The sequence below is a fragment of the Microbacterium paraoxydans genome, from assembly GCF_900105335.1.
Taxonomy (GTDB): Bacteria; Actinomycetota; Actinomycetes; order Actinomycetales; family Microbacteriaceae; genus Microbacterium; species Microbacterium paraoxydans.
In genome coordinates this window covers 2767720-2793577 of the sequence record NZ_LT629770.1, presented here as the reverse complement: position 1 = coordinate 2793577, position 25858 = coordinate 2767720, and the positions used below count along the sequence as shown (strand labels likewise).

Annotated in this window: 32 protein-coding genes and 2 tRNA genes; 5 read left to right on the top strand and 29 right to left on the bottom strand. The window is 70.5% G+C overall.

Annotated elements, in window-relative coordinates; all coding sequences use genetic code 11:
• Nucleotides 1-115: 115 nt before the first annotated feature.
• The 6 genes from BLU02_RS13725 to coaA form a co-directional block, all read right to left on the bottom strand.
• Nucleotides 116-961, bottom strand: coding sequence for a response regulator transcription factor (locus BLU02_RS13725; protein ID WP_060922137.1), 846 nt, complete (start codon nt 959-961; stop codon nt 116-118).
• Complete coding sequence (gene tsaE, locus BLU02_RS13720; protein ID WP_370670653.1) at nt 958-1452, bottom strand: tRNA (adenosine(37)-N6)-threonylcarbamoyltransferase complex ATPase subunit type 1 TsaE; 495 nt, start codon at nt 1450-1452, stop codon at nt 958-960. Before tsaE ends, BLU02_RS13725 begins: the two co-directional genes overlap by 4 nt.
• Nucleotides 1449-2555, bottom strand: a complete 1107-nt coding sequence (gene alr, locus BLU02_RS13715) for an alanine racemase (RefSeq protein ID WP_060922138.1) — start codon at nt 2553-2555, stop codon at nt 1449-1451. The genes tsaE and alr overlap by 4 nt, the downstream gene beginning before the upstream one ends.
• Nucleotides 2552-2911, bottom strand: a complete 360-nt coding sequence (locus tag BLU02_RS13710) for a holo-ACP synthase (protein WP_060922139.1) — start codon at nt 2909-2911, stop codon at nt 2552-2554. Before BLU02_RS13710 ends, alr begins: the two co-directional genes overlap by 4 nt.
• A 105-nt stretch (nt 2912-3016) precedes the next feature.
• Entirely contained in the window at nt 3017-4864 is a 1848-nt protein-coding gene (gene glmS, locus BLU02_RS13705) for a glutamine--fructose-6-phosphate transaminase (isomerizing) (protein ID WP_060922140.1), read from the bottom strand.
• 63 nt (nt 4865-4927) lie between these two features.
• Nucleotides 4928-5881, bottom strand: coding sequence for a type I pantothenate kinase (coaA, locus tag BLU02_RS13700; RefSeq protein ID WP_060922141.1), 954 nt, complete (start codon nt 5879-5881; stop codon nt 4928-4930).
• A gap of 28 nt (nt 5882-5909) precedes the next feature.
• Here coaA and BLU02_RS13695 point away from each other — a divergent pair, with 28 nt between their 5' ends.
• Nucleotides 5910-6839 (top strand): Ppx/GppA phosphatase family protein, encoded by a 930-nt coding sequence (locus tag BLU02_RS13695; protein ID WP_060922149.1) that lies wholly within the window; start codon nt 5910-5912, stop codon nt 6837-6839.
• A gap of 68 nt (nt 6840-6907) precedes the next feature.
• Here BLU02_RS13695 and glmM read toward each other — a convergent pair whose 3' ends face one another.
• The 7 genes from glmM to BLU02_RS13660 form a co-directional block, all read right to left on the bottom strand.
• Nucleotides 6908-8266, bottom strand: coding sequence for a phosphoglucosamine mutase (gene glmM, locus BLU02_RS13690; protein ID WP_060922142.1), 1359 nt, complete (start codon nt 8264-8266; stop codon nt 6908-6910).
• Between the two features lie 14 nt (nt 8267-8280).
• On the bottom strand, nt 8281-8766 hold the full coding sequence (gene rpsI, locus BLU02_RS13685) for a 30S ribosomal protein S9 (RefSeq protein ID WP_025104384.1): 486 nt from the start codon (nt 8764-8766) through the stop codon (nt 8281-8283).
• Between the two features lie 26 nt (nt 8767-8792).
• Nucleotides 8793-9239, bottom strand: coding sequence for a 50S ribosomal protein L13 (gene rplM, locus BLU02_RS13680; RefSeq protein ID WP_025104385.1), 447 nt, complete (start codon nt 9237-9239; stop codon nt 8793-8795).
• Between the two features lie 192 nt (nt 9240-9431).
• Nucleotides 9432-10100 carry an endonuclease/exonuclease/phosphatase family protein gene (locus tag BLU02_RS13675; protein ID WP_060922143.1) on the bottom strand — a complete coding sequence of 223 codons (669 nt, stop codon included), beginning with the start codon at nt 10098-10100 and terminating at the stop codon, nt 9432-9434.
• Nucleotides 10101-10153: 53 nt separating this feature from the next.
• Complete coding sequence (gene truA / locus BLU02_RS13670) at nt 10154-11002, bottom strand: tRNA pseudouridine(38-40) synthase TruA (RefSeq protein WP_060922144.1); 849 nt, start codon at nt 11000-11002, stop codon at nt 10154-10156.
• Between the two features lie 38 nt (nt 11003-11040).
• Nucleotides 11041-12579, bottom strand: a complete 1539-nt coding sequence (locus BLU02_RS13665; protein WP_060922145.1) for an APC family permease — start codon at nt 12577-12579, stop codon at nt 11041-11043.
• A 98-nt stretch (nt 12580-12677) separates the two neighbouring features.
• Nucleotides 12678-13043, bottom strand: coding sequence for a winged helix-turn-helix transcriptional regulator (locus BLU02_RS13660; protein ID WP_060922146.1), 366 nt, complete (start codon nt 13041-13043; stop codon nt 12678-12680).
• 93 nt (nt 13044-13136) lie between these two features.
• Between BLU02_RS13660 and BLU02_RS13655 the strand changes: the two genes are divergently transcribed.
• Nucleotides 13137-13982: an SDR family oxidoreductase gene (locus BLU02_RS13655; RefSeq protein WP_060922147.1), complete on the top strand. Its 846-nt coding sequence runs from the start codon at nt 13137-13139 to the stop codon at nt 13980-13982.
• A 24-nt stretch (nt 13983-14006) separates the two neighbouring features.
• Here the strand turns inward: BLU02_RS13655 and BLU02_RS13650 are convergent, their stop codons facing one another.
• From BLU02_RS13650 to BLU02_RS13610, 9 genes are all read right to left on the bottom strand, one after another.
• Nucleotides 14007-14396: a hypothetical protein gene (locus BLU02_RS13650; protein WP_231919581.1), complete on the bottom strand. Its 390-nt coding sequence runs from the start codon at nt 14394-14396 to the stop codon at nt 14007-14009.
• Entirely contained in the window at nt 14393-14995 is a 603-nt protein-coding gene (locus tag BLU02_RS13645; protein WP_060923628.1) for an Asp23/Gls24 family envelope stress response protein, read from the bottom strand. The genes BLU02_RS13650 and BLU02_RS13645 overlap by 4 nt, the downstream gene beginning before the upstream one ends.
• Nucleotides 14992-15558, bottom strand: coding sequence for an RNA polymerase sigma factor (locus BLU02_RS13640; protein WP_060923627.1), 567 nt, complete (start codon nt 15556-15558; stop codon nt 14992-14994). The genes BLU02_RS13645 and BLU02_RS13640 overlap by 4 nt, the downstream gene beginning before the upstream one ends.
• Nucleotides 15559-15675: 117 nt before the next feature.
• The gene (locus tag BLU02_RS13635) at nt 15676-15849 is read right to left on the bottom strand and encodes a CsbD family protein (RefSeq protein WP_025104394.1); all 174 of its coding nucleotides are present in this window, start codon (nt 15847-15849) and stop codon (nt 15676-15678) included.
• 14 nt (nt 15850-15863) lie between these two features.
• A complete protein-coding gene (locus BLU02_RS13630) occupies nt 15864-16562 on the bottom strand; it encodes a hypothetical protein (protein ID WP_060923626.1) in 699 nt (232 codons plus the stop codon).
• Nucleotides 16559-17125 carry a hypothetical protein gene (locus BLU02_RS13625; RefSeq protein ID WP_083371012.1) on the bottom strand — a complete coding sequence of 189 codons (567 nt, stop codon included), beginning with the start codon at nt 17123-17125 and terminating at the stop codon, nt 16559-16561. Before BLU02_RS13625 ends, BLU02_RS13630 begins: the two co-directional genes overlap by 4 nt.
• The gene (locus BLU02_RS13620) at nt 17122-17463 is read right to left on the bottom strand and encodes a hypothetical protein (RefSeq protein WP_157547060.1); all 342 of its coding nucleotides are present in this window, start codon (nt 17461-17463) and stop codon (nt 17122-17124) included. The genes BLU02_RS13625 and BLU02_RS13620 overlap by 4 nt, the downstream gene beginning before the upstream one ends.
• On the bottom strand, nt 17460-17651 hold the full coding sequence (locus BLU02_RS13615) for a DUF2273 domain-containing protein (RefSeq protein WP_025104398.1): 192 nt from the start codon (nt 17649-17651) through the stop codon (nt 17460-17462). Before BLU02_RS13615 ends, BLU02_RS13620 begins: the two co-directional genes overlap by 4 nt.
• Entirely contained in the window at nt 17648-18085 is a 438-nt protein-coding gene (locus tag BLU02_RS13610; RefSeq protein ID WP_025104399.1) for an Asp23/Gls24 family envelope stress response protein, read from the bottom strand. Before BLU02_RS13610 ends, BLU02_RS13615 begins: the two co-directional genes overlap by 4 nt.
• A 175-nt stretch (nt 18086-18260) precedes the next feature.
• Here BLU02_RS13610 and BLU02_RS13605 point away from each other — a divergent pair, with 175 nt between their 5' ends.
• Nucleotides 18261-18872, top strand: coding sequence for a TetR family transcriptional regulator (locus BLU02_RS13605; RefSeq protein WP_060923341.1), 612 nt, complete (start codon nt 18261-18263; stop codon nt 18870-18872).
• Complete coding sequence (locus tag BLU02_RS13600; protein WP_060923342.1) at nt 18872-20539, top strand: MDR family MFS transporter; 1668 nt, start codon at nt 18872-18874, stop codon at nt 20537-20539. Before BLU02_RS13605 ends, BLU02_RS13600 begins: the two co-directional genes overlap by 1 nt.
• 6 nt (nt 20540-20545) lie before the next feature.
• Here the strand turns inward: BLU02_RS13600 and BLU02_RS17450 are convergent, their stop codons facing one another.
• Entirely contained in the window at nt 20546-20707 is a 162-nt protein-coding gene (locus BLU02_RS17450) for a hypothetical protein (RefSeq protein WP_157524002.1), read from the bottom strand.
• A gap of 159 nt (nt 20708-20866) precedes the next feature.
• Between BLU02_RS17450 and BLU02_RS13595 the strand changes: the two genes are divergently transcribed.
• Entirely contained in the window at nt 20867-21811 is a 945-nt protein-coding gene (locus BLU02_RS13595) for a CPBP family intramembrane glutamic endopeptidase (RefSeq protein ID WP_231919580.1), read from the top strand.
• Here the strand turns inward: BLU02_RS13595 and BLU02_RS13590 are convergent.
• The 6 genes from BLU02_RS13590 to BLU02_RS13565 all read right to left on the bottom strand — a co-directional run bounded on the left by BLU02_RS13590 (nt 21702) and on the right by BLU02_RS13565 (nt 25800).
• A complete protein-coding gene (locus tag BLU02_RS13590; RefSeq protein ID WP_060923343.1) occupies nt 21702-22181 on the bottom strand; it encodes a hypothetical protein in 480 nt (159 codons plus the stop codon). The genes BLU02_RS13595 and BLU02_RS13590 overlap by 110 nt on opposite strands.
• A gap of 156 nt (nt 22182-22337) precedes the next feature.
• A tRNA-Met gene (locus BLU02_RS13585) sits at nt 22338-22411 on the bottom strand.
• Nucleotides 22412-22443: 32 nt separating this feature from the next.
• Nucleotides 22444-22515: transfer RNA gene (locus BLU02_RS13580), tRNA-Thr, on the bottom strand.
• Nucleotides 22516-22583: 68 nt separating this feature from the next.
• Nucleotides 22584-23852, bottom strand: a complete 1269-nt coding sequence (locus BLU02_RS13575; protein WP_060923344.1) for a M23 family metallopeptidase — start codon at nt 23850-23852, stop codon at nt 22584-22586.
• Nucleotides 23853-23971: 119 nt separating this feature from the next.
• Nucleotides 23972-24766 (bottom strand): inositol monophosphatase family protein, encoded by a 795-nt coding sequence (locus BLU02_RS13570; RefSeq protein ID WP_083371086.1) that lies wholly within the window; start codon nt 24764-24766, stop codon nt 23972-23974.
• Nucleotides 24766-25800, bottom strand: a complete 1035-nt coding sequence (locus BLU02_RS13565) for a hypothetical protein (RefSeq protein ID WP_157547059.1) — start codon at nt 25798-25800, stop codon at nt 24766-24768. Before BLU02_RS13565 ends, BLU02_RS13570 begins: the two co-directional genes overlap by 1 nt.
• Nucleotides 25801-25858: the final 58 nt, after the last annotated feature.

Genomic DNA, 25858 nt, shown 5'->3' with positions numbered 1-25858 from the left:
CTGAGTGGGAGCCGACGCTGCGACTGGGGAATTCGCAGAAGCTGGGGCCGCGCGAGTGGGGATTCGCAGGCATCCGGGGCCGCGGTGGGGGAGCCGCGGCCTCGACCCCTTCTTTTCAGGCGGGGCGGTCGTCGGACGTGAGGCGGTACCCGACACCGCGCACCGTCTCGATGTAGCGGGGGGCGGTGGGGCTGTCGCCGAGCTTCCGACGCAGATTGGCCATGTGCGTCTCGATCGCCCGCTTGTCGGGTTCGCTCACCCGATCGAAAGCGTCGCCGGAGGCTCCGCGCAGTCCGAGCGCGAGGTCGGCTTTGCTGCAGACCCGGCGGCCGGCCTCGAGGAGCGCCGCGAGCAGGTCGAACTCGGTGGGCGTGAGCTCGACGGGGCGCTGGGCGACGAGCACGAGGCGCGTGTCGAGGTCGAGACTGAGGTCCCGGTGCACGAGCCCTCGCCACGTGGCCACGGTGGCATCCCCGGCGGCCACCGTCGGGAGAGCGGGGATCGACGCGACGGAGGGTGCGGGGGCGGCGGTCTGCGGCGACGGGGCGCTTGCGACCTCCGGCGTCCCCGTGGGTACCGCCGACGAGCGGTTGCGGCGGAGGAGCGCCTCGATCCGCGCCCGCAGCTCGCGTGGCCGGAAGGGCTTCACCAGGTACTCGTCGGCGCCGGAGGTGAGGCCGAGCACCACATCCGACTCGTCGGCCAGGGCGGACAACATGATGATGAACGTGTCGCTGACCTGACGGATGCGCCGCGCGACCTCGAAGCCGTCGATGCCCGGGAGGTTGATGTCCAGCGTGGTGATGATCGGATGGTGCGCCGCCACGGCTGCGAGACCCTCCGGGCCTGACCCCGCCTGCACGGTTCGGAAGCCCGCGGCGAGGAACACCTCATCCAGGAGCGAACGGACACCGGGGTCGTCTTCGATGATGACCGCGACCAGCGGCTCCCCCGCCGTCATGCGCGCTCCTCGCGGGCGATCGTGACGAAGCGCGGCGCGTCGGCATCCAGCTCCGAAGGATCGAGGTCGTCATCGTCCTCACCGGCTCCGACGGGTCGTTCGATCTCGATGTCCCACCAGGCGTCGGCGAGCTCCTCCGCCATGCCGCGACCCCACTCCACGACCACGACCGACCGCTCCAGGTCCAGGTCGAGGTCGTCGAGCTCGGCCGCGGAGCCGAGGCGGTACGCGTCCACGTGCACGAGGGGGGCGCGTCCGACGAGCGACGGATGGGTGCGGGCGATCACGAACGTCGGGCTCTGCACGGGTCCTCGGACCCCGAGGCCCTCGGCCAGGCCGCGCGTGAAAGTGGTCTTGCCGGCCCCCAGCGGACCGGTGAGGATGAGCAGGTCTCCCGGCTCGAGCTGCTCGCCGATGCGCAGCCCGAGCTGCTCCATCTCTTCGGACGTGGCGATCCGGCGTCGTCCGAGGAACGCCGGGTCCAGGCTCACGTCGTCCTCCGCGGCACCCGGTGACCGATGCGCGTGACGATCTCGTACCCGATGGTGCCGGCGGCCTCCGCCCAGTCCGCGGCCGATGGCACGCCGAGAGTCGGATCCCCGAAGAGCGTGACCTCGTCGCCGACGGCGACCGGGGCGTCTCCGACGTCCACGACGAACTGATCCATCGCGATCCGGCCCACGTTGGTGTAGCGGCGCCCGCCGATCGATACGGGCAGTCTCCCGGAGGCGCTGCGGGGCACTCCGTCGGCATATCCCAGCGGCACGAGCGCCAGGGTGGTCGCGCGGTCCGTGCGATGCACGTAGTCGTAGGAGACCCCGGTACCGGCGGGAACACGCCGGACGGCCGTCACGGCCCCGCGCAGGGTCATGGCCGGGCGCAGGCCCAGCTCCGCGGAGGAGCGGTCGTCGAAGGGCGAGAGGCCGTAGGTGCCGATGCCGATACGCACGGCGTCGAGTCGTGTCTCGGGCAGATCGATGGCGGCGGCGGTGGCGGCGATGTGGCGGATCTCCGGACGCACGCCGAGCGCAGCGGCCTGCGCCACGCCCTCCTCGAACCGGGCGAGCGCGGCGCGGTCGTCGGCCGGCGAGGCGTTGGAGAGGTGACTGAAGAGCCCCACGACCCTGACCCTTCCGATCCGCTCCAGGCGGGCGGCCTCGGCGAGCACCGTTGCCCAGTCGTCCGGAGCGATGCCGTTGCGCGACAGACCGGTCTCGAGCTTCAGGTGCACCGCGACCGGGCGGTTCGCGGATGCGGCGGCGGCCACGGCCTGCAGCTGGTCGTACGACGAGATGCCGATCTCGACGCCCTCCGCTGCCGCCTCCAGGAACCGCTCCCCCGGCGCGTGCAGCCACGCCACCACCGGCGCGTGCACCCCTTGGCGCCTCAGCTCCAGCGCCTCCGGGATCTCGGCCACCCCGAGGCGGGTCGCACCGCCGGAGAGCGCGGCCACGGCGGTCGCGGCGGCTCCGTGCCCGTACGCGTTCGCCTTCACCACGGCCAGCACCTCCACGCCGGTGAGGCGACGGAAGTGCCGGACGTTGTCGGCGATCGCATCGAGATCGATCGTGGCCTCGCGGAACGGGACGGTCACAGCGGGGCTCCTTCGGCGACGACGAACGCGGCGGCGAGGCCGGCATCGTGGGTGAGGGTGAGGTGCAGCGTCAGGATCCCCCGTGCCTCGACCACCGCGGCCGTGGATCCGGACAGGACGAAATGCGGTCTCCCTGAGGGCTCGGAGGCGATCTCGATCTCGGTCCAGTGCACCCCGTCGGAGCCGCCGAGCGCCTTGATCAGCGCTTCCTTCGCAGCATATCGCGCGGCTAGAGAGGGCAGCCGGAGTTCACGTTCCGACGGGGCGAACAGCCGCTCCCGCAGTCGAGGCGTCCGGGTCATCGTGCGCTCGAACCTCGGGATGTCCACGAGGTCGATGCCGGTGCCGATGATCACGCGTTCAGCCTACTCGGGCTTCCCCACCCACCCCGCTACGAACGCCCCACCCCTCTGCGTGCGTACTCAGAGGGGTGGGGCGAACAGAAGGGGGTGGGTCGGCGGTCACTCCACCGTGACGGACTTCGCGAGGTTCCGCGGCTGGTCCACGTCGAGGCCCTTCGCGGTCGCCAGCGCCATCGCGAAGATCTGCAGCGGGACGACGGCCAGCAGCGGCTCGAACATGGGGCCGGCGAGCGGGATGTGGATGACCTCGTCCGCGAAGGGCAGCACGGCGGCGTCACCTTCCTCGGCCACCACGATCACGCGGGCACCGCGGGCGCGGATCTCCTGGATGTTGGAGACGACCTTGGAGTGCACGAGCGCGGAGTGCCGCGGCGACGGCACGAGCACGAACACCGGCTGCCCCGGCTCGATCAGCGCGATCGGACCGTGCTTGAGCTCGCCCGCGGCGAAGCCCTCGGCGTGGATGTAGGAGATCTCCTTGAGCTTCAGCGCGCCCTCGAGGGCGATCGGGTAGCCCACGTGACGGCCGAGGAACAGCACCGAACGGGTGTCGGCCATCCAGCCGGCGAGCTGGGTGACGTGCTCGTGCTCGCTCTCCAGCACCTTGGCGACCTTCTCCGGCAGCGCGGCGAGCTCCTCGACATCGGTCGAGGCGTCGGCCACCACACCGCGGACCCGTCCCATGTGCAGGCCGAGCAGCAGCAGGGCCGTGATCTGGGCGGAGAACGCCTTGGTCGAGGCGACGGCGACCTCGGGCCCGGCGTGCGTGTAGACGACGGCGTCCGACTCCCGCGGGATCGTCGCGCCCTGCGTGTTGCAGACCGACAGCGTGCGGGCGCCGCGCTCGCGGGCGTACTTCACGGCCATCAGGGTGTCCATGGTCTCGCCGGACTGGCTGATGGAGACCACGAGGGTGTCGGCGCCGATGACCGGGTCGCGGTAGCGGAACTCATGGGCGAGCTCGACGTCGACCGCCACCCGGGCCCACTGCTCGATCGCGTACTTGCCGACGAGCGCGGCATACGAGGCCGTGCCGCACGCGGTGATGATGACGCGGTTGATGCCGACGAACAGGTCGTCGAGACCGTCGAGCTCCGGGATCACGACCTGGCCGTCGCGGATGCGGCCGCGGATCGTGTTGGCGACGGCCTCCGGCTGCTCGGCGACCTCCTTGGCCATGAAGCTCGACCATCCGCCCTTCTCGGCGGCGGCGGCGTCCCACGACACGTCGAACGGCTCGGCGGTGACGGGGGTGCCAGCGAAGTCGGTCACGGTCACCGCGTCGGGGGTGATCGACACGATCTGATCCTGACCGATCGCAAGGGCCTTGCGGGTGTGCTCGACGAAGGCGGCGACGTCGGAACCGAGGAAGTTCTCACCCTCACCCAGACCGATCACGAGCGGCGAGTTGCGGCGAGCGCCGACGACGAGTCCGGGGTGGTCCTGGTGCATCGCGAGGAGGGTGAAGGCGCCCTCCAGGCGGTTGACGACAGCACGGAACGCGAGGGCGAGGTCGTGCCCGTTGCCGGCGTACTCGCGGCCGAGGAGCGCCGCAGCCACCTCGGTGTCCGTCTCGCTGCGGAAGGAGACGCCGTCGGCGAGGAGCTCGTCGCGCAGAGCCGCGAAGTTCTCGATGATGCCGTTGTGGATCACCGCGAGCTTGTCGTCGTCGGCGAGGTGGGGGTGCGCGTTGACGTCGGTCGGGCCGCCGTGCGTCGCCCACCGCGTGTGCCCGATGCCGGTCGTGCCGTCGGCGAGGGGCGCATCACCGAGCGAGTCGCGCAGCATGGCGAGCTTGCCCGCCTTCTTGCGCATGCCCAGCGTTCCCTCGCCATCGATCACGGCGATGCCCGCGGAGTCATAGCCGCGGTACTCGAGCCGGGCGAGGCCGGCGAGAAGGATGTCCTGGCTGGGCCGCGGGCCCACGTATCCGACGATTCCACACATGGGGATAAGGGTAAGCGGGATTTTTTGCGAGTCGTCCGAACAATAGAGGGCTGCAGGAGGGGCTCAGAGCTTGCGCAGGAGCACGCTCTCCACGTCGTGATCCGCGCCCTTCCGCAGGACCAGCCGCGCGCGGTGCCGGGTGGGCATCACGTTCTCGACGAGGTTCGGCATGTTGATCTCGTTCCAATATCCCAGTGCGGTCGTGATCGCCTCCTCGTCGGTGAGGTGCGCGAACACGTTGAAGTAGGACGACGGGTTGCTGAAGGCTCCCTGCCGCAAAGCGAGGAACCGGTCGACGTACCACTTCTCGATGTGCGTGGTGTCGGCGTCCACGAAGATCGAGAAGTCGAAGAGGTCGCTGACCGCGACGTCGTTCGGGGCCGGCGGGGGCTGCAGGACGTTGAGCCCTTCGACGATGACGACATCGGGGCGGCGCACCACGACGTGCGCGTCGGGGACGATGTCGTAGCGCATGTGGGAGTAGAACGGCGCCCGCACCTCAGGGGCTCCGCTCTTGACCTCCGTGAGGAACTCGATCAGCGCCCGGCGGTCGTACGACTCCGGGAAGCCCTTGCGATCCATGAGACCGCGACGCTCGAGCTCGGCATTCGGGTAGAGGAAGCCGTCCGTCGTCACCAGCTCCACCCGCGGCGTCCCCGGCCATCGGCTCATGAGCTCGCGGAGGAGCCGGGCGATGGTCGACTTGCCCACGGCCACGGAGCCGGCGACACCGACGACGAACGGCGTGGTCGTGTCGTCCTCCTGGAGGAACGACGAGGTGGCCGCGCCGAGCTGCTTCGTCGCGCTCGCGTACAGGCTCAGCAATCGGCTCAGCGGGAGGTAGACCTCGCGGACCTCGGTGAGGTCGAGGCGGTCGCCGATACCTCGTAGCTCCACGACCTCGGTCTCGGTCAGGGGCTGGTCGAGTCCGGCGGCGAGACGCGCCCATTCCGCGCGCCCGATCTCCCGGTACGGCGACAGCGGCAGCGTGGGGTCGGCGGTGGTCACGTCGTCCATCGTAACCGCGCGCGAGTATCCTCATCCCGTGCGCCTGGGAGTCCTCGACATCGGATCCAACACCGTCCACATGCTCGCCGCCGATGTGCGGCCGGGCGGACGACCACTCGCCACCACGAGCGACCGGACCGTGCTGCGCCTCATGCGCTACCTCACACCGGACGGGGCGATCGCGGAGCAGGGCGTGCAAGCCCTGGAAGCGGCCGTCGCGCAGGCGCGCCGGGTGGCGGAGGAGGAACGCGTGGACGCGCTCCTCGCCACGGCCACGAGCGCCGTCCGCGATGCCCGCAACGGGGCTGAGGTCATCGCCCGCATCGAGGCCGTCCTCGGCCAGCCGCTCCAGGTGCTCGACGGGGAGACCGAGGCCGCGCTCACGTTTCTCGCCGTGCGGCGCTGGTTCGGGTGGTCTGCCGGCCAGCTGCTGCTCCTCGACATCGGCGGCGGCTCCCTGGAGATCGCCGCCGGTGCCGAGGAGGTGCCGGACGTCGCCGCGTCCGTCCCCCTCGGAGCCGGGCGCATGACCGTGCAGTTCCTTCCGCAGGACCCTCCGGGTGAGGACGACGTGGAGCGCCTCCGGGCGCACGCCCTGACGACGCTCGACGGGGTCACCTCGCGGTTCCGCAGCCTCCCCCGTCCGGACCACGTCGTGGGCTCCTCCAAGGCGATCCGCTCACTGGCCCGGCTCGTCGGCTACCCCGTACCCGGCTGGTCGGGCATCGAGCGGATGCTGCTCCCCCGCGACGCCCTCGGGTCGTGGATCCCGCGTCTCGCGCGCCTCCCCGCCTCGGCACGGCAGGAGCTCCCGGGGATCACGCCCGACCGGACCTTCCAGATCGTGGCGGCGGCGGTGTCGCTGCATGCCGCCATGAGCGCGCTGGATGTGGAGGAGCTGGAGGTGTCGCCGTGGGCGCTGCGCGAAGGCGTGCTGCTGCGGTACATCGAACAGCTCGGCGGCTGACCGCCCCGGCCCGGAGACGACGAACCGGCCGGCCGCCGAGGCGACCGACCGGTTCGGAGACGACGGGCTCAGAGCGCGAGGCGCTCCTGCACGACCGCCGCGAGACGTTCGGCGTAGGTGCGGGCCGACTCAGAGTCGGCGGCTTCGACCATGACGCGCACGAGCGGCTCGGTCCCGGACTTGCGCAGCAGCACGCGCCCGGTGTCGCCCAGTTCGGCCTCCACGTCGCGGACGGCCTGCTGCACGACCTCGTCGTCGGCGACGCGATCCTTGTCGACGTCGCGGACGTTGATCAGCAGCTGTGGGTAGACCGTCATGACCGAGGCGAGCTCGGCGAGGGACTTGCCCTGCCGCGCCATCTCGGCCACGAGGTGGAGTCCGGTGAGCAGGCCGTCGCCCGTGGTCGCGTACTCGCTCATGATGACGTGGCCGGACTGCTCGCCGCCGAGCGCGTACCCGCCCTCGTTCATGTCCTCGAGCACGTAACGGTCGCCGACGGCGGTCTGGCGCACCGTGATGCCGTGCTCGCGCATCGCGACGTGCAGACCGAGGTTGCTCATGACCGTCGCGACGAGCGTGTCGTCGGTGAGGCGTCCGCGCTCCTTCATCGACAGGGCCAGGATCGCCATGATCTGATCGCCGTCCACGACGTTGCCCTGCGCGTCGACCGCGAGACAGCGATCAGCGTCGCCGTCGTGCGCGATGCCCACGTCGGCGCCGAGCCGGACGACGGCTTCGGCGAGCTTGTCGAGGTGCGTGGAGCCGACGCCGTCGTTGATGTTCCACCCGTCGGGGTCGGCACCGATCACGGTGACCTCCGCGCCGGCGTCGCGGAACGTCTCGGGAGAGACTCCGGAGGCGGCACCATGGGCGCAGTCGAGCACGACGTGGACGCCCTCGAGACGGTGCGGCAGCGAGCCGAGCAGATGGACGACGTAGCGGTCCTCCGCGTCGGAGAAGCGGTCGATGCGACCGACGCCGGCGCCGGTCGGGCGCAGCATCTCGCCGTGCATGGCCTCTTCGATGCGCTGCTCTACCACGTCGGGGAGCTTGCGTCCGCCGCGGGCGAAGATCTTGATCCCGTTGTCGGGCGCCGCGTTGTGCGATGCCGAGATCATCACGCCGAAGTCCGCATCGCGATCCGCGACGAGGAATGCCAGAGCGGGCGTGGGGATGACCCCTGCCTCGAGGACATCGACGCCCGAGGAGGCGAGGCCCGCGGCGACGGCAGCGGTCAGGAAGTGCCCGGAGACCCGCGGGTCACGGGCGACGACGGCGGTGAGTCGCTTGCCTTCGGCCTTGCGAGCCTCCGCCGTACGGCCCTGGCCCAGGACGACAGCAGTCGCCTGGGCCAGGGTGAGCGCCAGGTCGGCGGTGAGGATGCCATTGGCGAGTCCTCGCACGCCGTCCGTGCCAAAGATCGGCATCGGAGCAGTGGACCTTAACGCTTCGAGTACTGAGGCGCCTTACGGGCCTTCTTGAGTCCGGCCTTCTTGCGCTCCTTGACGCGGGCGTCGCGCGAGAGGAAGCCGGCCTTCTTCAGGGTCGGACGGTTGTTCTCCGCGTCGATGCCGTTGAGGGCACGCGCGATGCCGAGACGCAGGGCGCCGGCCTGGCCGGAGTCGCCACCACCCGAGATGCGGGCGATCACGTCGTAGGCACCGGCGAGGTTCAGCGCGGTGAACGGGTCGTTGATGAGCTGCTGGTGCAGCTTGTTCGGGAAGTAGTCCTCGAGCGTACGGCCGTTGACCGTGATGGTGCCCGAGCCGGGAACCAGACGCACGCGGGCGATGGCCTGCTTGCGACGGCCGACAGCGGCGCCGGGGACGCTCAGCACGGGGCGGGGAGCCGCCTCGACCGCGTCGGTCTCCGGGGTCGACGTCGAGAAGTTCTGGAGGTTTTCGGTGGAGTCCTGGATGTCAGCCACGAGTATGTCCTTAGTCTGTACGGCGCTTACTGGGCGACCTGGTCGAGGGTGTACGGCTGGGGCTGCTGCGCGGCGTGCGGGTGCTCGGCACCGGCGTACACCTTCAGCTTCGACAGCTGCTGGCGGCCCAGGCTGTTCTTCGGGAGCATGCCACGGATGGCCTTCTCCACGGCGCGGACCGGGTTCTTCTCGAGGAGCTCGGCGTAGCTGACGGCCTTGAGGCCACCCGGGTAGCCGGAGTGGCGGTACGCCATCTTCTTCTGGAGCTTCTGACCGGTGAGCGCGACCTTGTCGGCGTTCACGATGATGACGAAGTCACCCGAGTCGATGTGGTTGGCGAAGGTCGGCTTGTGCTTGCCACGCAGGAGCGTCGCCGCGTGCGAAGCGAGACGGCCGAGAACGACGTCGGTGGCGTCGATGACGACCCAGTCGCGCTGGACTTCGCCAGCCTTGGGGGTGTAAGTGCGCGTCACGATAGTGCTGCTTTCTTGTCGAACGGAGGTGTTCGTGAATCCCACTCCGGGGTGGTTCTTCCCGACGGGGAGGAACACGCCAGTGGAGGGCTCACGTTCGGATGTGCATCTTCCCCGCAGGCAGGGAAGGGCACCAAAGAGTCAGCATACGCCACCGGAACGGCATTCCCAAACCGGCTCGGACCGGCGGCGTCAGTTCGGCCGGACGGTCACGAGGATCGGGCGGTGATCGCTGGAACGCTGCGGGAGCGTGGTGATGCGTTCGATCTCGAAGCCGGACGAGGTCGCGAAGTCGTAGTGCCCACGGAAGACCCGGTAGCGGGTGTACGTGTGGTCATCGCTGAGGGACAGGGCGTAGCCCTGGTCGCGGACCGCCTGCCCGAGGTTCTCCTTGAACACGGGGTAGTTGTAGTCCCCCACCATGAGCTGCGGCAGCCCCTCGCCCAGCGTCGCGAGCTCGGCGAGCGCGGCGCGGATCTGGTGCCGGCGGAGTGAGTTCAACGCCGTCAGGGGCGCGGCGTGGAAGGACGCCACGATGAATTCTCCGCCGTCGTCGATGTCACGCAGGCGGGCGCCGAGGACGCGCTCGTGCGCCGGTTTCGCGATCCGGTCGTGCAGCGACTTCTTCAGGCCAAGGGTGCGGATGCCCTGCAGCCGATAGGTGCTCTCCCGGTAGAAGAGGGCGAGGCCGAGGCGGTTGCCCTGCGTCGCATCCGCCAGGACGAGGCCGCCGATCCGATCCGGAAGCTCCGGGACGTCGCACTCCTGGAGGCAGAGGATGTCGGGATCATGCTCATCGACGAGCGCCGCGAGCTCGCCGGCGGCGCGGTGCTTGCGCAGGTTGTAGGAGATGACCTTCATGATCGTCCCCACGCTACCCGCCCCATCTGTGCCCCGGCTCCCGATCCCGGCGATCAGTCGCTCTCGCGGTCGCGTCGGGCCCTGGTCTGCGCGGCCCTGGCCGCCAGCAGCTCGTCGGCCGGATACCCGACCTCGGTGAGCGTGAGACCGCGGGCGGCGAGGAGCTTGAACTCGCTCGTCCGCGTCAACGCATCGCGGAGCACGACGAGGTCGTCCACATCGAGTCGCCCCTCCCCCACCGCCGCGCAGGCGCCGACCAGCGCCCGCACCATGCTGTGGCAGAACGCGTCCGCCTTCACCTCGGCCACGAGCACGCCCTCCGCATCCCGCTGCCACCGGTAGTCGAGCAGCGTCCGGATGGTGGTGGCCTCCTCGCGCGGCTTGCAGTAGGCCGCGAAGTCGTGCAGGCCGATGAGGGTCCGGGAGGCGGCGTCCATGGCCTCCGCGTCCAACCGGCCCCGGATGGTGGTGGTGTCGAGCCGTCGCAGCGGGTCGTAGCCGGCCAGGTCGTCGGCGAGCCGGTAGCGATAGCGTCGCCAGACCGCGGAGAAGCGCGCGTCGAAGCCCTCGGGGGCGAGGGAGGAGCGCACGACCGTCACGTCGGGGTAGGCGCCGAGCACACCACGCATCCGCGCGGCGATGCTGCCCGCCGGGTCCTGCGCTGCACGGCCGTGACGCGCCTGGATCCGCGCCCACTGCGCCTCGTCGAGATCCACGTGCGCGACCTGTCCGCTCGCGTGCACGCCGGCGTCCGTCCGCCCGGCGACGACGAACCGCACCTCGGAGCCGACGATCCGGGCGAGCGCCGCCTCCAGCGTCCCCTGGACCGTGCGGAGTGTGGGCTGCGTGGCCCACCCGCGGAAATGGGTGCCGTCGTAGGCGATGTCGAGCCGGATGCGCACGAGGCCAGCCTAGGACAGCCGCGCGCGCACCCTGCGCCTCAGATGCCGCCGTCGACCGAGCGGATCATCGCGCCCGGCTCCTCCGGCACCATCACCTCGGTCTCCCGGTTCAGGCTCTCGCCCCGGAAGAACCGCTTCGACCGCGGGAACAGGTACCAGAGGAACATCAGGACGAGGCCGATCGCGAGCGACCCGATGCCGATCACGAACGTGCCGCCGATGCCGAAGAGCACGGTGTAGCCGTAGTCGACGTCCCACATGTCGATCGCCGACTGCACGAACGCGCCGGTCAGCAGCAGCGCTCCGAGCAGCGGGAAGATGCCCTTGAAGAACAGGTCGCGGGTCGAGCGGCGCAGGTCGGCGCGGAAGTACCAGACGCAGGCGAACCCGGTGATGGCGTAGTAGAACGCGATCGCGAGGCCCAGCGAGAGGATCGAGTCCTGCAGGATGTTGTCGCTGATCAGGGTCATGCCAACGTAGTAGAGGGAAGCCACCACGCCCATGACGATGGTCGAGAACGACGGCGTCTTGTAGACCGGGTGCACGTCCTTGAACTTCGCCGGGAGCGCCCGGTACACGCCCATCGCGAGCGTGCCGCGGGCGGTCGGGAGGATGGTCGTCTGGGTGGACGAGATCGCCGAGATGATGACCGCGACCACGAGCACCCAGCCGAACGGACCGAGCAGCCCATCCTTGATGGCCAGGAAGAAGTCGTCGGCGTTGGCCTCGTTGCCGAGGCCCGTGCCGTCCTCGCCGAGTCCGGCGTACATCATCGCGGCGATCGTCACCGCGACGTACGTCACCAGCAGGATGACGCAGGTGAGCACCGCGGCCCGGCCGGGGATGCGCTTCGGATCCTTCGTCTCCTCGTTGAGGGCGAGGCAGGTGTCCCACCCCCAGTAGATGAAGAGCGCCAGGAGGATCGCCTCCGTGAAGCCCGACCAGTCGGTGAAGCCGAACGGGTTCAGCCACTCCCACGAGAACGGGGTGGCGTCGGGGGCGTCGCCCGTGAAGAACTGCCAGAGGGCGGCCACGATGAAGATGGCCAGCGCGAGGTACTGGATCGCGAGGAGCACGTTCTGGATGCGCTCGCCGATCTCGACCCCGCGCCAGCTCACCCAGGTCATGGCCGCGATGAAGAGCACCGCCACGACGACGACGCGCCAGTCGTTGTTCTCGAGGTCCTGCCCGATCAGCGACCAGAAGTACACGGAGGCGATCTGGGCGAGGTTCGCGAGCACGACCATGCCGGCGACCGCGACGCCCCAGCCGCCCATCCAGCCCACCCACGGCCCGAAGGCCTTGGTGCCCCAGGTGAACGTGGTGCCGCAGTCGGGGACGGCGTTGTTGAGCTCGCGATAGGCGAAGGCGATCAGGAGCATCGGCACGAAGGCGATGATGAAGGCGATCGGCGCCTGCGCGCCGACGGCGAGCACGACGAAGCCGAGCGTCGCGACGAGCGAGTAGACGGGGGCCGTGGAGGCGAGCCCGATGACAGTGGAGCCCCACAGGCCGAGGGTGCCTGCGGCCAGGCCCTTGCCGTCGGGACGTTCGAGGTGGATGGGCGTCGTTGCCATGTCCTGAACAGTACGGCGCGCCGCGGTATCCCGTCAATCCTTTTGTTTCTGCAACGGAATCCATGTGCCGCGTTCAGATACGCGAAGGATTCCGTGGGTCAGTCGCGACCGAGCATCCCGTCGGCGTGCGCCGCGACCCACTCCATCAGAGGAAGCATCCGCTCCATGAGGTCACGCCCGAGCGGCGTGAGGCTGTACTCGACGTGCGGGGGCACGGTCGGCAGCGACTCCCGGTGCACCAGGCCGTCATCGGTGAGGGTCCGCAGGGTCGAGGCGAGCATCTTCTCGCTGATGCCGTCCACCTCCCGACGCAGCTCACCCCAGCGCCGCGTGCCGTCGGAGAGGCAGGAGAGCACGAGCACACCCCACTTGCTCATGATGTGGTCGAGGATGACGCGCGTGCCGCATCCCTGGTCGAAGAGAGCAGGCCGCGAATCGCGGATCTGCGCAAAACTCACCGTCATGTGGGTACCTTACCGAAAAGTGGGTACCCACCGGAAGGAATGCGCGGCACGGGCGCGAGGGTTGTCCGGGGAGTCAGCTACGAAAGGACTCTCATGACCATCCTCGTCACCGGTTCGACCGGTCACCTCGGCCGCCTCATCGTCGCCGCCCTGCTCGAGCGCGGCGTCGACCCGCAGGCGATCCGCGCCGGTGCGCGCGACATCGCCAAGGGCGCCGACCTCGGCGTGCCCGTCGTCCGTCTCGACTACACCGACCAGGAATCGGTCGCCGCGGCGCTCGACGGCGTGGACACGGTCGTGCTCGTGTCGGGCTCGGAGGTGGGCCAGCGCGTCGCGCACCATCGGGCGGTCATCGACGCCGCAAAGGATGCCGGGGTGTCGAAGTTCGTCTACACGAGCGCCCCGAAGGCCACCACGAGCTCGCTCGTCCTGGCTCCCGAGCACAAGGCCACCGAGGAGCTCATCGCGGCCGCAGGTCTTCCCGCGGTGATCCTCCGCAACAATTGGTACACCGAGAACTACGCCGCCGACCTCGCTCGTGCAGCGGAGACCGGCACCCTCAGCGCCGGCACCGGAGAGGGCCGCGTCGCCTCCGCCAGCCGGAAGGACTACGCCGAGGCCGCCGCCGTCGTCGCCACCGAGGACGGACACCTCGGTGCGGTCTACGAGCTCGGCGGGGACGTCGCATGGACCTACGCCGACCTCGCCGCCGCGATGACCGAGGTGACGGGCCGCGAGGTCGTGTTCGTCCCGCTGTCGGCGGACGAGCAGCTCGCGGCGCTCCGAGCGGCCGGTCTCGATGAGGGCACCGCCGGGTTCGTCGTCGCCCTCGACGCCGGCATCCGCGATGGCGCCCTCGCGGACACCGACGGCACCCTCCGCCGCCTCATCGGCCGCCCGACGACGCCGCTCGTCGAGGGCCTCCGCGCGCTGGTGTGACGCGAGGAGCGCCGCCGGCCCCCGTCACGGGCGGCGGCGCTCCCCCGGCGCCGGCTCCACGGCGCTCTGCACGTAGGCGACGGTCAGCGTGATGCTGCCACGGCGCAGGCCCTCCGCACGCAGCACCGCGTCCACGGCGTCACGAGCGTGCCGCAGTGTCGCGACACTGCGAACCCGCCCGTCGACGCCGATCGCCGCCTCCACCGCCACGCCCTCCGCTCCGGCGGCGACGGACACGATCGGTTCGGCTCCGCGCTCGTTCCCCCACGCCGACGCGCCCGCACGCAGGAGGTTGGAGACGAGGGAGCCCGATCGGTACACGCCGCGCACCCCGGAGCAGGCGCGCAGCGCCGCCTCGATCCGGAGCGCGAGACCCGCGCGCTCCTCCTTCGACAGCTCGGTGCCGGTCATCATGCCCCCTCCCTGACGTCGGTGATCGCGACATCGATCGCCGCGACCCGCAGGTCGGTATGACGACGCAGCTGGTCCTCCACCTCCGCGCGCAGGCGGTCGGCGACGCGGCGGAGCGGGTCGCCGAGGCGCACGCTCACATCGATCGCCACGCGCACGGGCGCTCCGGGCTCGGTGACGTCGCCGTCCAGCCGGCACCGGCCGACCAGCACGCCGGGCACGGCCTCCTCCGCGGCACGGACCAGTCCGCGCACGGCGCCTTCCGTGATGGCCAGGTCCACGTCCGGATCGTCGGAGGCGAAGGGGATGCGGCGTCCCGCCTGAGCGTCCATGGCGATGCCGCTGAGGATCCGGTCCACCCACCTCTCGTCCACGGGCGGTGCGGACGCGGCCTCCTCGTCCATCAGCGCGGTGCCGAGACCCCGCAGTCTCTCCAGGGCGTCGAGGGCGAGCTGGCACCCCGGAGACTCCTCGATCGCAGGGTTCCTCGGAGTTCGTCCCGCGTCCAGGTAGTCACCGAGCTCCTCGATGGTGTGCCCGTCCAGATCGGCGGGCTCCAGGCCGAGGCGGCGCAGCGGGTCGTCCTCGTGGTGATCGGTCATCGCCACGCCTCCATCCGTGTGATCAGGAACCGTCGCGCGCGGGACAGCAGTCCGCGCACCGTGCTGACGGGGATGCCGAGCTCCTCGGCGATCTCCTCGTAGCTGTAGCCGCCCAGCTCCCGCAGCACCCAGCACTCGCGCTGGGCCTCCGGGAGTTCGCGCAGAGCCGCGCCGAGGGCCGCCACGCCCGCTCTCGCCTCGATGACCGCGTCCGGCCTGGTCTGCGGCGGTGCCGGACGATCGAGCTCGTCCACATCGAGGGCGGGCCGCGTCAGGCGCAGCCGATCCACCGCCTTGCGACTCACGATCCGCATGAGCCAGCTCTTGACCTTCGCGGGGTCCTCCAGCTCACCGAACCGCTGCCATGCCGTCACGAACGCGTCCTGCACGATGTCGTCGACCTCCGCCGACGCGTTGAGCATCCGCTGTGTGTAGGCCCTCATCATCGGCGTGTACCTGCGCACGAGCACCGCGAACGCGGCGACGTCGCCGTCCATCGCACGACCGGCGACGATACGGTCCCCGGCGTGCTCCAGCGCCTCGCCCCAGCGATCGGCTGCCATTCCCCCACCCCTCGTTCACGGTTCCCCAGGCGTTCGGAGCCCGCGCCGGATCGGATCGAGGCGACCCGACGCGCGCGGGCGGAGGAGACGCCCCTCCGGGCGTCTCCTCCCCTTCCGTCACTTGGTGAACGTGTCCTTGACATCCTCGGCCGCGTTCCTGACGTCGCCCTTGGCCTGCTCGGCCTTGCCCTCGGCGACGAGCTTGTCGTTGTTCGTGACCTCGCCGACGACCTCCTTGGCCTTGCCTGCGACCTTCTCGGCTGCGGCCTTGATCTTGTCCTCCGCGCTCATGGCGCCTCCTTTCCTCACACGACCCCGACGGTCGGGGTCGATGTCTGTGTGCTGTGCGGCTCACGCGCCGCCGTGCTCTGTCCGGCCACCAGTGAACGGCGCATCCGCTGTCGGGAGCGGAAGAGCTCCCGCCAGCCGCGGTCCGCGATGTGCACGACGACCGGCATCCGCGTCCCGGTGACGGCGTCCCACTCCTGCACGACCGCATCGGCGGCGGCGAGCACCTGCCCCAGGGCCGCGCCGGGGCGCGGAGTGACCACGAGGCCGAGAGCGATCTCGCGGCCGGCCTTCCGGCTCGTCACCCGGGCGGCCAGCACGTCCGCTCGATCGGCGAGGGGGGCTGCGAGCAGCTGCTCCGCCACACTCCGGTCGACGGTGGTCGTGCCGCCCTCACCGGCGAGCCGGAGAAGGGTGCGCTCCCGCCGCGGCCTGCGGGTGAGCAGGAACGCGAGGAGGAGGACGACGAGCAGCACCGCGGCGGCGAGCCCCGCGAGCGCCCACAGCGGCACGAAGCCCGCACCGGGGATGTCGAGGCCCCATGCCCCCGACCACGCCACGAGGCCGTCGGCCTGGACGAGTACATCCTCGGCGGGGGCCGGAAGCGCCCCCGCGCTCCGCAGTCCCGCAGCGAGGAGGACGACGCCCCCACCCAGAAGCATCGCGGCTCCTCCGAGGAGGACGATCCGGTTCGCGACGGTCCCTGCCGACGTCATGCGATCACTCCATCCCGCGCCACCTGCACCCGCGGCGAGAGCCGGAATCCGGTCTCGTCCAGCACGCGCAGGGCCGCGTCTCGCGCGGCGGCCGCATCCACCGGGACCCCGCTCGTGGGCGTGACCCGGATCAGCACCGTGCGTCGTCCCACGGTCACGCGCACCTGGCCGCGTGGCACGCCGATCCGGCGCGCGGTGCCGTCGGCGATGGCGTCGGCGAGCACCCCGTCGTCGATCACGAGCGCCGCCCGCGCGGCGAGCCGCGTGCGACGGGCGCGCCGGCCGGGAAGCACGGCGAGTCCGAGGAGGAGCAGCGCCACCACCACGAGCACGGTCCCGGCGGCGATCATCACCGCAGGCGCCGCGGCGGAAGCCGTGACGGGCGTGAGCCATCCGGTGATCTGCGCGCGGAACCCCGCGTCGAGAGTCCCGGCGACCACCGCGCCCAGCAGAGCGACGAGGAGCACCGCGAGGACGACCGCGAGCGCGATCGCCGGACCCCGGCGGGTCGCCCTCGCCTCTCGACGAAGCAGTCGCCGCGACGTCGTTGTGTTCGCCGTCATGCCACTCTCCTCCCGTCCTCACGTCGAACTCCGGTGAAACGCACGTCCACCGCTCCCACGCGGCGCGCCGCGAGATCCCGCATACCGCCCACCACGGCGTCGCGGACGGCGTCCGCCCGTGCGCCCACGGTGTCGGCGCCGCGGGGCCCGCGCACGACCGGAACCTCCACGGACACGCGCAGGTCGCCGCGGCGGTCCGCGAGCTGCACGCTCACGTCTCCGGCACCGACCCGCACGACGTCCCGGACGATTCCGACCGCGAGGCGGTGCAGCGCCCGGGCCTCGACGACCGTGGCCCCCGCCACGGTCGTCGGCCCGTCCGTCACTGCGACGCTCATGAGGACGATCGCCGCCCGCGCACCACGTCGGCGAGCGCCCGCACGTCCAGGCGACCGTCGACGATGCGGCCGACGACCGCGCCGACGAGCATCGCGAGGGTGACGAGCAGGAACGCCCAGAACCCCCAGACGATCCAGGTCAGCGCGAGCACCGTCGCCGCAGCTCCGCCGATCACCGAGGCGTTCACTGGACTCGCGCCTCCGGAGCCTCGTCGTCATCCTCGGACGGGATGTGCACGTCGTTGACGGTCACGTTCACCTCGGCGACCTCCATGCCCACCAGCTCCACCATGGCCCGGTGGATCGCGGCTCGCACCTGGTCGGCCACCTTCTGCAGGGACACGGGGTACTCCGCCACGATCGTCACGTCGACGGCCACCTGCGTCTCGCCCACCTCGACGCTGATCCCCTGCGCGAGGTCGGTCGTGTTGAGGGCGTCGCGGATCGCGCCCATCATGCGTGCGGCGCCGCCGCCGAGTGCGTAGACCCCGTCCACCTCTCGCGCCGCGATGCCGGCGATCTTCGCGACCACCGCATCCTCGATCGTGGTCTTCCCCGCCGCCCCCTGCGAGGCCGGAACGACCTGAGCCTTGGGCTGGGTGCCCCCAGTCACGTTCGCCATCTCGAGCTCCTTCATCCGTGTGACCACGCGGTTCCCGCGCGGGCCGTGTTCTCACGACACCACTAAGACGGTCGGGGAGCACAGAATGTCACAAACTTCTCCGAATGAATTTCGTCTCGCCTCTCTGCGGCGACTCTCAGTGCACTCCAAGGTTCAGAGTGCAAAGTTGCACTTTATGGAGAACAGTGCAGAATCCACGCGGGAGCAGCGCAAGCGTCGGACCACGCGCGCGCTCACCGAGGCCGCGCGCCGCTTGACCACCGAGCGAGGCTTCGCCGGCTTCACCGTCGAGGAGCTGTGCGCCGACGCCGGGGTCTCCCGGCGCACGTTCTTCAACTACTTCGAGAGCAAGGAGAACGCCGTCTTCGGCTTCGCCGTCATCGACTCCCGCCAGGAGGAGCTCGAAGCGGCCTTCCTCGACCGCGAGGGCGATCTCCTGGACGACTTCGTGCAGCTCACCGTCGAGCGCTTCGCCCTCTTCGATCCGATCGAGCACGCCGCGGAGCTATTCGCCGTCATCGAGCAGGAGCCGCGGCTGCTGCGGGCCGCCTTCGAGCAGCAGGAGAAGCACGAGCGCCGCGACATCGCCCTCGTCGCCCGCCGCCTCGACACGGAGCCGGACGCGGAGCTGCGCGCCGAGGTACTCGTCCACTCCGTCGGCGCGCTCGTGCGGTTGTGCATGGAGCAGCTGCTGCACCATCACTCCACCGAGCCGTTCGCCGACCTCATCACCCGCCGGCTGCGCCTCGCGCGCGACCTCTACACCCCTGCACAGAAAGACCACTGATGTCCGCCACCGCCACCGCGGATGCGCCCTTCCTCCTCACGAAGCGCCGCATCTGGATCATCTTCAGCGCCCTGATCGCGGGCATGCTGCTCGCGAGCCTCGACCAGACCATCGTGTCGACCGCGATGCCGACCATCGTCGGCCAGCTCGGCGGCGTCGACCATCAGGTCTGGATCACCACGGCCTACCTGCTCGCCACCACCATCGTCATGCCCATCTACGGCAAATTCGGCGACGTGCTGGGCCGGCGGTCGTTGTTCCTCGTCGCCATCGCGCTGTTCACGCTCGCCTCGGTCGGCTGCGCGTTCGCGTCGGACTTCTGGATGTTCGTGGTGTTCCGCGCCCTCCAGGGTCTCGGCGGCGGCGGCCTCATGATCCTCTCGCAGGCGATCATCGCCGACATCGTGCCCGCCAACGAGCGCGGCAAGTACATGGGTCCGCTCGGTGCGGTGTTCGGCCTCTCCGCCGTCGCCGGACCGCTCCTCGGCGGCTTCTTCGTCGATCACATGACCTGGCAGTGGGCGTTCTACATCAACATCCCGGTCGGCATCGCCGCGTTCCTCATCGCCCTCGTGGCCCTGAAGCTCCCCAGCAAGAAGGCGGAGAAGCCGATCGACATCCTCGGCGTGCTCTTCCTGTCCGCCGCCACGACCTGCCTCATCTTCTTCACCGACTTCGGCGGCGACGCGGCGTTCGGCTGGGATTCCCTGGCGACCTGGGCCTGGGGCGCCGGGCTCGTGGTGTCGGCGACGGCGTTCGTCATCACCGAGTCCCGGGTGCAGGACCCGATCATCCCGCTCAGCCTCTTCCGCAATCCGATCTTCGTGAACGCCACCGCCATCGGCCTCGTCCTCGGCATCGGCATGTTCGCCGCGATCGGCTTCGTCCCGACGTTCCTGCAGATGTCCTCCGGCACATCCGCCGCCGCATCGGGTCTGCTGATGATCCCGATGATGGTGGGCCTCATGGGGACCTCGATCTTCTCCGGCATCGCGATCTCGAAGACCGGGAAGTACAAGATCTACCCGATCCTCGGCACGATCATCACCGGCATCGCGATGGTCGCCATGACCACCCTGTCGGCGGAGACGCCGATCTGGCTGATCTGCGCGTTCCTGTTCGTCTTCGGCGCCGGGCTCGGCCTCATCATGCAGGTCGTCGTGCTCGTCGTGCAGAACGCCGTCCCGGCGGGCGAGATCGGCACCGCCACCAGCACGAACAACTACTTCCGCGAGGTCGGCGCCTCGCTGGGGACGGCGGTGTTCGGCACGATCTTCACGACGCGACTGACCGAGAACCTCCTCGGCGTGTTCGCCGGCGCCGGAGCGTCGCCCGAGGCCGCATCGGAGGCCGCGTCCACGATCGACCCCGCCACGCTGAACAGCCTCCCGGACGAGGTGCGCGACGGCATCGTCACGGCGTACGCGGACGCGCTCGCCCCGGTGTTCTGGTACCTCGTGCCCTTCATCGCCCTCGCCCTGATCCTGTCGCTGTTCCTCAAGCAGATCCCGCTGTCGGATCAGGCCGGTCTCGTGGCCCGCGGTGAGGCGATCAGCGGCGAGGAGGCCGAGCGTCTGGAGGCGGAGCTCCGCGCCGGAGGGCGGGTCGACGCCGCACGCGCGGACGCCGAGCCGGGAGAGACCGGCTCGGCGCCCACAGGCAAGTAGCCCGCGCTAGGGGAGGTCGGCGACGTCGACGTCGTCGTCGTCCTCCCCGCCGCCCGTCGCCGGAAGCTCGTCGGGCTCGGGGTCGTGATCGGTGGTGACGAAGTCGGGGTCGACGCCGATGGCCTCGATCTCCTCCTGGTTGTCCTGGCTGTTCGACGTGTCGGACATGGCGCCTCCTGACGTTGGGGATCCGGACGGCCAGTCTGGGCGGGCGGCCTCCCGGGGCCGAGGGGGTTGACACGGCGTGTCGTCCGGCGCTTTCGTCGGGTCCGGCACGGAACCACCAGACTTGAGCCGTCCGCCCCTTCCCCCCACAGAGGAGCACCCATGACCGACGCCGCACCGCACCGTTCCGCCTGGCAGCGCTTCTGGGATCGCGGAGGCTGGTGGCGCGCCCTCCTACTCGCCGCCGTGTACTACGGGCTCTATCAGCTGCTCTCGCTGGCCTTCCTCCCGCTGGCCGCGCAGGTGGACGACCCGGCGAGTGCGGCCGGCGTCCTCGTCTACGACGTCCTGCCGATCCTCGTCGGGGGTCTCCTGCTCGTCGGGTTCATCGCCTCGGTCGGGTGGTGGCGCCCCGTGTTCGGGCGCCAGCCGATCCGGGGAGCGGGATGGATGTGGATCGCGATCGTCGCCGTCCTGCTGTTCAACGTCCTCCGCTTCCTCACGATCGAGGACGGCAGCGTCGGGGTGGATGTCGTGGCGACCTGGTTGCTCGCCGGCCTCGCCATCGGCTTCGCGGAGGAGGTCCTCACGCGCGGCCTCGTCGTGAAGATGATGCGGGACGCGGGGGCGCGCGAGCTCGTCGTCGCGGTGATCTCCGCGGCGATCTTCGCCGGGCTGCACGCGGGCAACCTCCTGACCGGCCAGGATCTGCTCCCGACCCTCTTCCAGCTCGTCTACACCTTCGCGTTCGGCATCTGCATGTACCTCGCGCTCCGCGTCACCCGGACCATCGTGGCCCCGATCCTCCTCCACGCCAGCACCGACCCGAGCATCTTCCTTCAGACGCTGCACCCCGCCGAGGGTGGGCTGACGGCGCTCGCGGCTCTGGGGGAACATCGTCGTGGTCGTCGTGGGCCTCGTGCTGATGGTCTTCATCCGCGGGCGGGTCGAAACCTCCGCACCCCGCACCTTCGCCTCTCGGCGCTGACAGCGCGCGTCACGCCGCACGCCAGACGGCGTGGGTGCCGACCGCCGCCATCGCGAAGACCAGCACAGCCACCCGGTGCGCGTCGCCGGCGGACAGGGCCGCGTCGGAGGCGCCGATGAGGTCGTCGGCGACGCCCGCCACCATCGTCCGCGACACGACGGCGTCGTCCATCTCGGCCACGCCGTCCGCGAGCCACCCCGTGACGAGCCGGAGGGATCGCGGCCCGAGCTCGACCCCGAGAGGGACCTCGGGACAGCTCAGCACGTCGGCGACGGTCACGCCGTGCCGCAGCATCCCGGCGAGTGCCCCGGCGAGGGCGCCGGTCAGCAACGCGCGCCCGTAGCCTTCGGCGACCAGCACGTCCCAGGACTCGTGCGGCGCGAGCGTTTCGAGCCCGAGGCAATGACCGCGCCCGTCCGCGACGGCGTCCTCCAGGGCTCGCCGGGCGTCCCGGAACACGGTGCTCGCACGGCGATCGGGTGCAGACACGGCAGACCTCGTCCCTCGATGCCCGCCATCTCGGTGGCCGGCTGCGAAGCCGACGCGTCACACACTCTAAGACGCTCCGCGCGGGGTGAGGACGGTATCCCGGCACGGAGGTCGGAGACGACAAAACCCCCGGAACGTTCCGGGGGTTTCATTCTGTAGCAGGAGCGGGGCTTGAACCCGCGACCTCACGATTATGAGTCGTGCGCTCTCACCAACTGAGCTACCCTGCCGCACGGCATCCGCATCGCAGATGCGAACTCCGAGCCCCGAGTCAGGATTGAACTGACGACCCCTTCCTTACCATGGAAGTGCTCTGCCACTGAGCTATCGGGGCGCGCTGCCTCTCGCGGGGCAACCACACGAGAATACCATCACTGTGGCGTCCTCATGAAATCGAGACGGTCACTCCTCCGAGGTGAGCGACGTGCGTCCGGCGTTCTTCTTGAGCCACGGCATCGGGTCGATGGTCGTCCCGTTCACGATGAGCTCGAAGTGCAGGTGCGCCCCGTAGGAGCGGCCGGTGTTACCGGTCTTGCCGACGATGTCGCCGACCTTGACCTTGTCGCCCGCCTTGACCTGCAGCGAGCCGTACTGCATGTGCGAGTAGTGGCTCGTGATGACCGAGCCGTCGATGACGTGGTCGATGTAGACCGTGACACCGTAGGCGGCACCCTGCTCGGTGGCGATGCGGACGGTGCCGTCGGCGATGGCCTGGATGGGCGCACCGTTGCCCGGAACGAAGTCGATGCCCTCGTGGAGGCGGCCGCTGCGCATGCCGTAGCCGTAGCTCATGCCCACACCGACGAGGAACGGCCACTGGATGGCGGCATCCGGGTCGTTGGTGAAGATCTCGCCCGAGTAGTTGATGCCCTGCTCGGCGGCGACCTCGACGAGCGACACGGTGCTGAAGTTGTCGGCACGAGAGAGCGGCTCGTTCTGCACGCCGGACGGCGCGACGAAGGCCTGAATCTCGTCGTCCGCCGAGCCTGCCGCGTCAGCGGCGGCCGCGGTGACGAGGGACGTCGAGGCGAGCGATCCGCCCTGGGCGGCCGCGACGGCCTCCGCCGGCAGGGTCATGGACACGGCCAGGAGTCCGGCGAGCCCCATCGCGCCGACGGTGGCACCGGCGGCGAGGGTCTTGCGGATGCGGCGGGTGCGGCGAGGACCGACGGCGGCGAGGCCGGCGGTGTCGATCTTCGGCGCAGCCTGCGATGCGGCGTTCGCGACGAAAGCCGAACGGCGGGACGCCGACGACGTCGGGATGGAGCCGGTCTCGCGGAAGGCGCGGGAGGCGCGCTCGAACGCGTCGCCCTCGGCGTCAGCCTCGGCGACGAAGGGCTCGGACGCCGGGGCGATGTCCTCGACCGGAACCGTGTCCTCTGACTTCTCGACGATCTCGGCGACGACGGGCACCGCGGGGACATCGGCGATGACGGGCGCAGCCGCGGCGATGAAGGGCTCCTCAGGTGCGACCGGCACCGGGGGTACCTCGGCCTGGCGCTGACGCGCGGCGCGACGGGAGAGCGGGATGACAGCAGCGAGGGCGATCACGGTCTCCGCGTCAGCGAGGGGTGCCGTCGACCCGCTCGCCGAGGCCTCGGAGGCCGCAGTGCGAGGGCGGCTGGACCGGCGCGTGGGCGCAGCGGCAGCCTGGGGGTTCTCGAAGGGCAAAGCTAATCTCTCGCTCGTTCGTGATGCTCGGGGGCGCAATGACAACTCTCACCTTCGGGTGGTGAAAGTAACGATCGGGTAAACACTACCCCGATCCTCCTGTGAAAGCCATGGATCGGTCAGGGTTTCTCCTCATCGAGGATATCCCGGAGTCGGTCGTGCACGGTCACGCCACCCGCGATCAGGAAGGGCCGCGGCGATTCCCGGTCGATCCGGCTCACCCGGCCGCCCGCTTCCTGGACGAGCAGGGCGCCCGCCGCGTGATCCCACGGTTTGAGGCCGCGCTCGAAGTATCCGTCCAGTCGGCCCGCCGCCACGTAGGCCAGGTCGAGGGCCGCCGATCCCATACGGCGGAGATCCCGGGCGATGGGCATCACCCGGCGGACCGTCGCGAGGTCGCCGTCGTGCGTCGCCGGGTCGTAGCCGAACCCGGTCGCCAGGAGTGCCCCGGCGTCGGTCACCGCGGTCGCCGCGAGCCGGACGCCGTCCGACCAGGCACCGTGCCCGCGAGCGGCCGAGAAGGTCTCCCCTACAGCGGGCGCGTGCACGGCGGCGGCCAGCGCCTCCCAGGCGTCCGGCTCCGGAGGACCGCTGACGGCCGCGATGCTCACGTTGTACGCCGGGATGCCGTAGGCGTAGTTCACCGTGCCGTCGATGGGGTCGACCACCCACGTGATGCCGCTGTCGCCGGCGGCCGCACCCGACTCCTCACCGAGGAAACCGTCCGCCGGCCGGGCCGCGCGCAGTCGCTCGCGGATGAGCGCCTCCACCTCGCGGTCCGCCTCGGTCACGATGTCGGCGAGCGTCGACTTGGTCGCCGCGAGCCGGACGCCCTCCCGACGTCGGGTACGGGCGAGCGCACCCGCCTCCTCGGCGATCTCGGTCGCCAGCGCGCTGAGCTCGAGAGCGTCGATCACGGCGCCGGGTGCGAGGGTGCGGGCGGCGGCGGCGGGAAGGCCGGGGGCTCACTCTGGGTGGGCGGAGCGGGCTGCGGCGGCGCCGGCTGCGCAGGTGCCGCCGAGGGCGACGCCGGCTGCGGCGGCGCCGGCAGGTCGGGCGCGGGAGGCACAGGGCCAGGAGCGGGAGGCGCCGCGAAGTCGGGAAGGGCCGGAGCCGTGGGCGCCAGGGGCGGCGTCGCCACGGGGAACGCCGCGGCGGGCGCCTGACCCAGGGCCTGGGGAGTCGCCGAGGGGTAGCCCGTGTAGAACGCATTCCAGTCCGGACTCCCGTCCGGAAGGACCGGGAGGGGCGTGATGCCATCGGCGTAGGTCGGCCAGGACGGCGCGGAGGCGATGGGCCGGGCGGCAGGAGCCTTCTTCGGCGCGAACAGGGCGTTCAGCAGCGGGATGAGCGTCGTGCCGACGGCGACGAGGATCGTGAGGGCGACGACGATGCGCCAGTACAGCTCGGTGTAGTCGAAGGTGTTGGGGAACGCGAGGAAGAACACCAGCAGTGCGACGAGGGCGCCGAGGAAGACGATCGTCACGATGTGGATCACCTTCGTGAAAGTCGTGACATGGCGCTGCGCGGCACGGGTGAAGAGCCGCACATGGAGCAGTGCGAGCTGCAGGATCCCGATCACGAACAGCAGTTGGAAGAAGCGCTCCGCGCCGAAGTAGAACCCGTCTTCCGGGAGCCAGATCTTCACGAGGCCGACGAGGAGCGCGACGACCCAGGTGACCATGCTCGCGAGCTGGAGCCAGTCCGGCCGGTTCGGCGCGAGGCCCGCCTCGAGGATGGCGATCCCGGCGAAGGCGGCGAGCAGGAGGATCGTGAGGAAGGCGCGACCGATGAGGCCGTTCTGATCACCGACCAGGACCCACACGACGCAGACCAGAGCCGCGGCGATGAGGGCGCCGATCGCGACCCACAGCGAGCCCCTGATGAGCAGCGACATGTTCTTCTTGTCACCCTGCGGCTGCAGCCGGGCGGTGTCCGGATGGGACATGGGGATCCTCTCGTCGAGCGGCGATGCCTTCATCCTGCCACGCGCGGGCCCGCTTGTT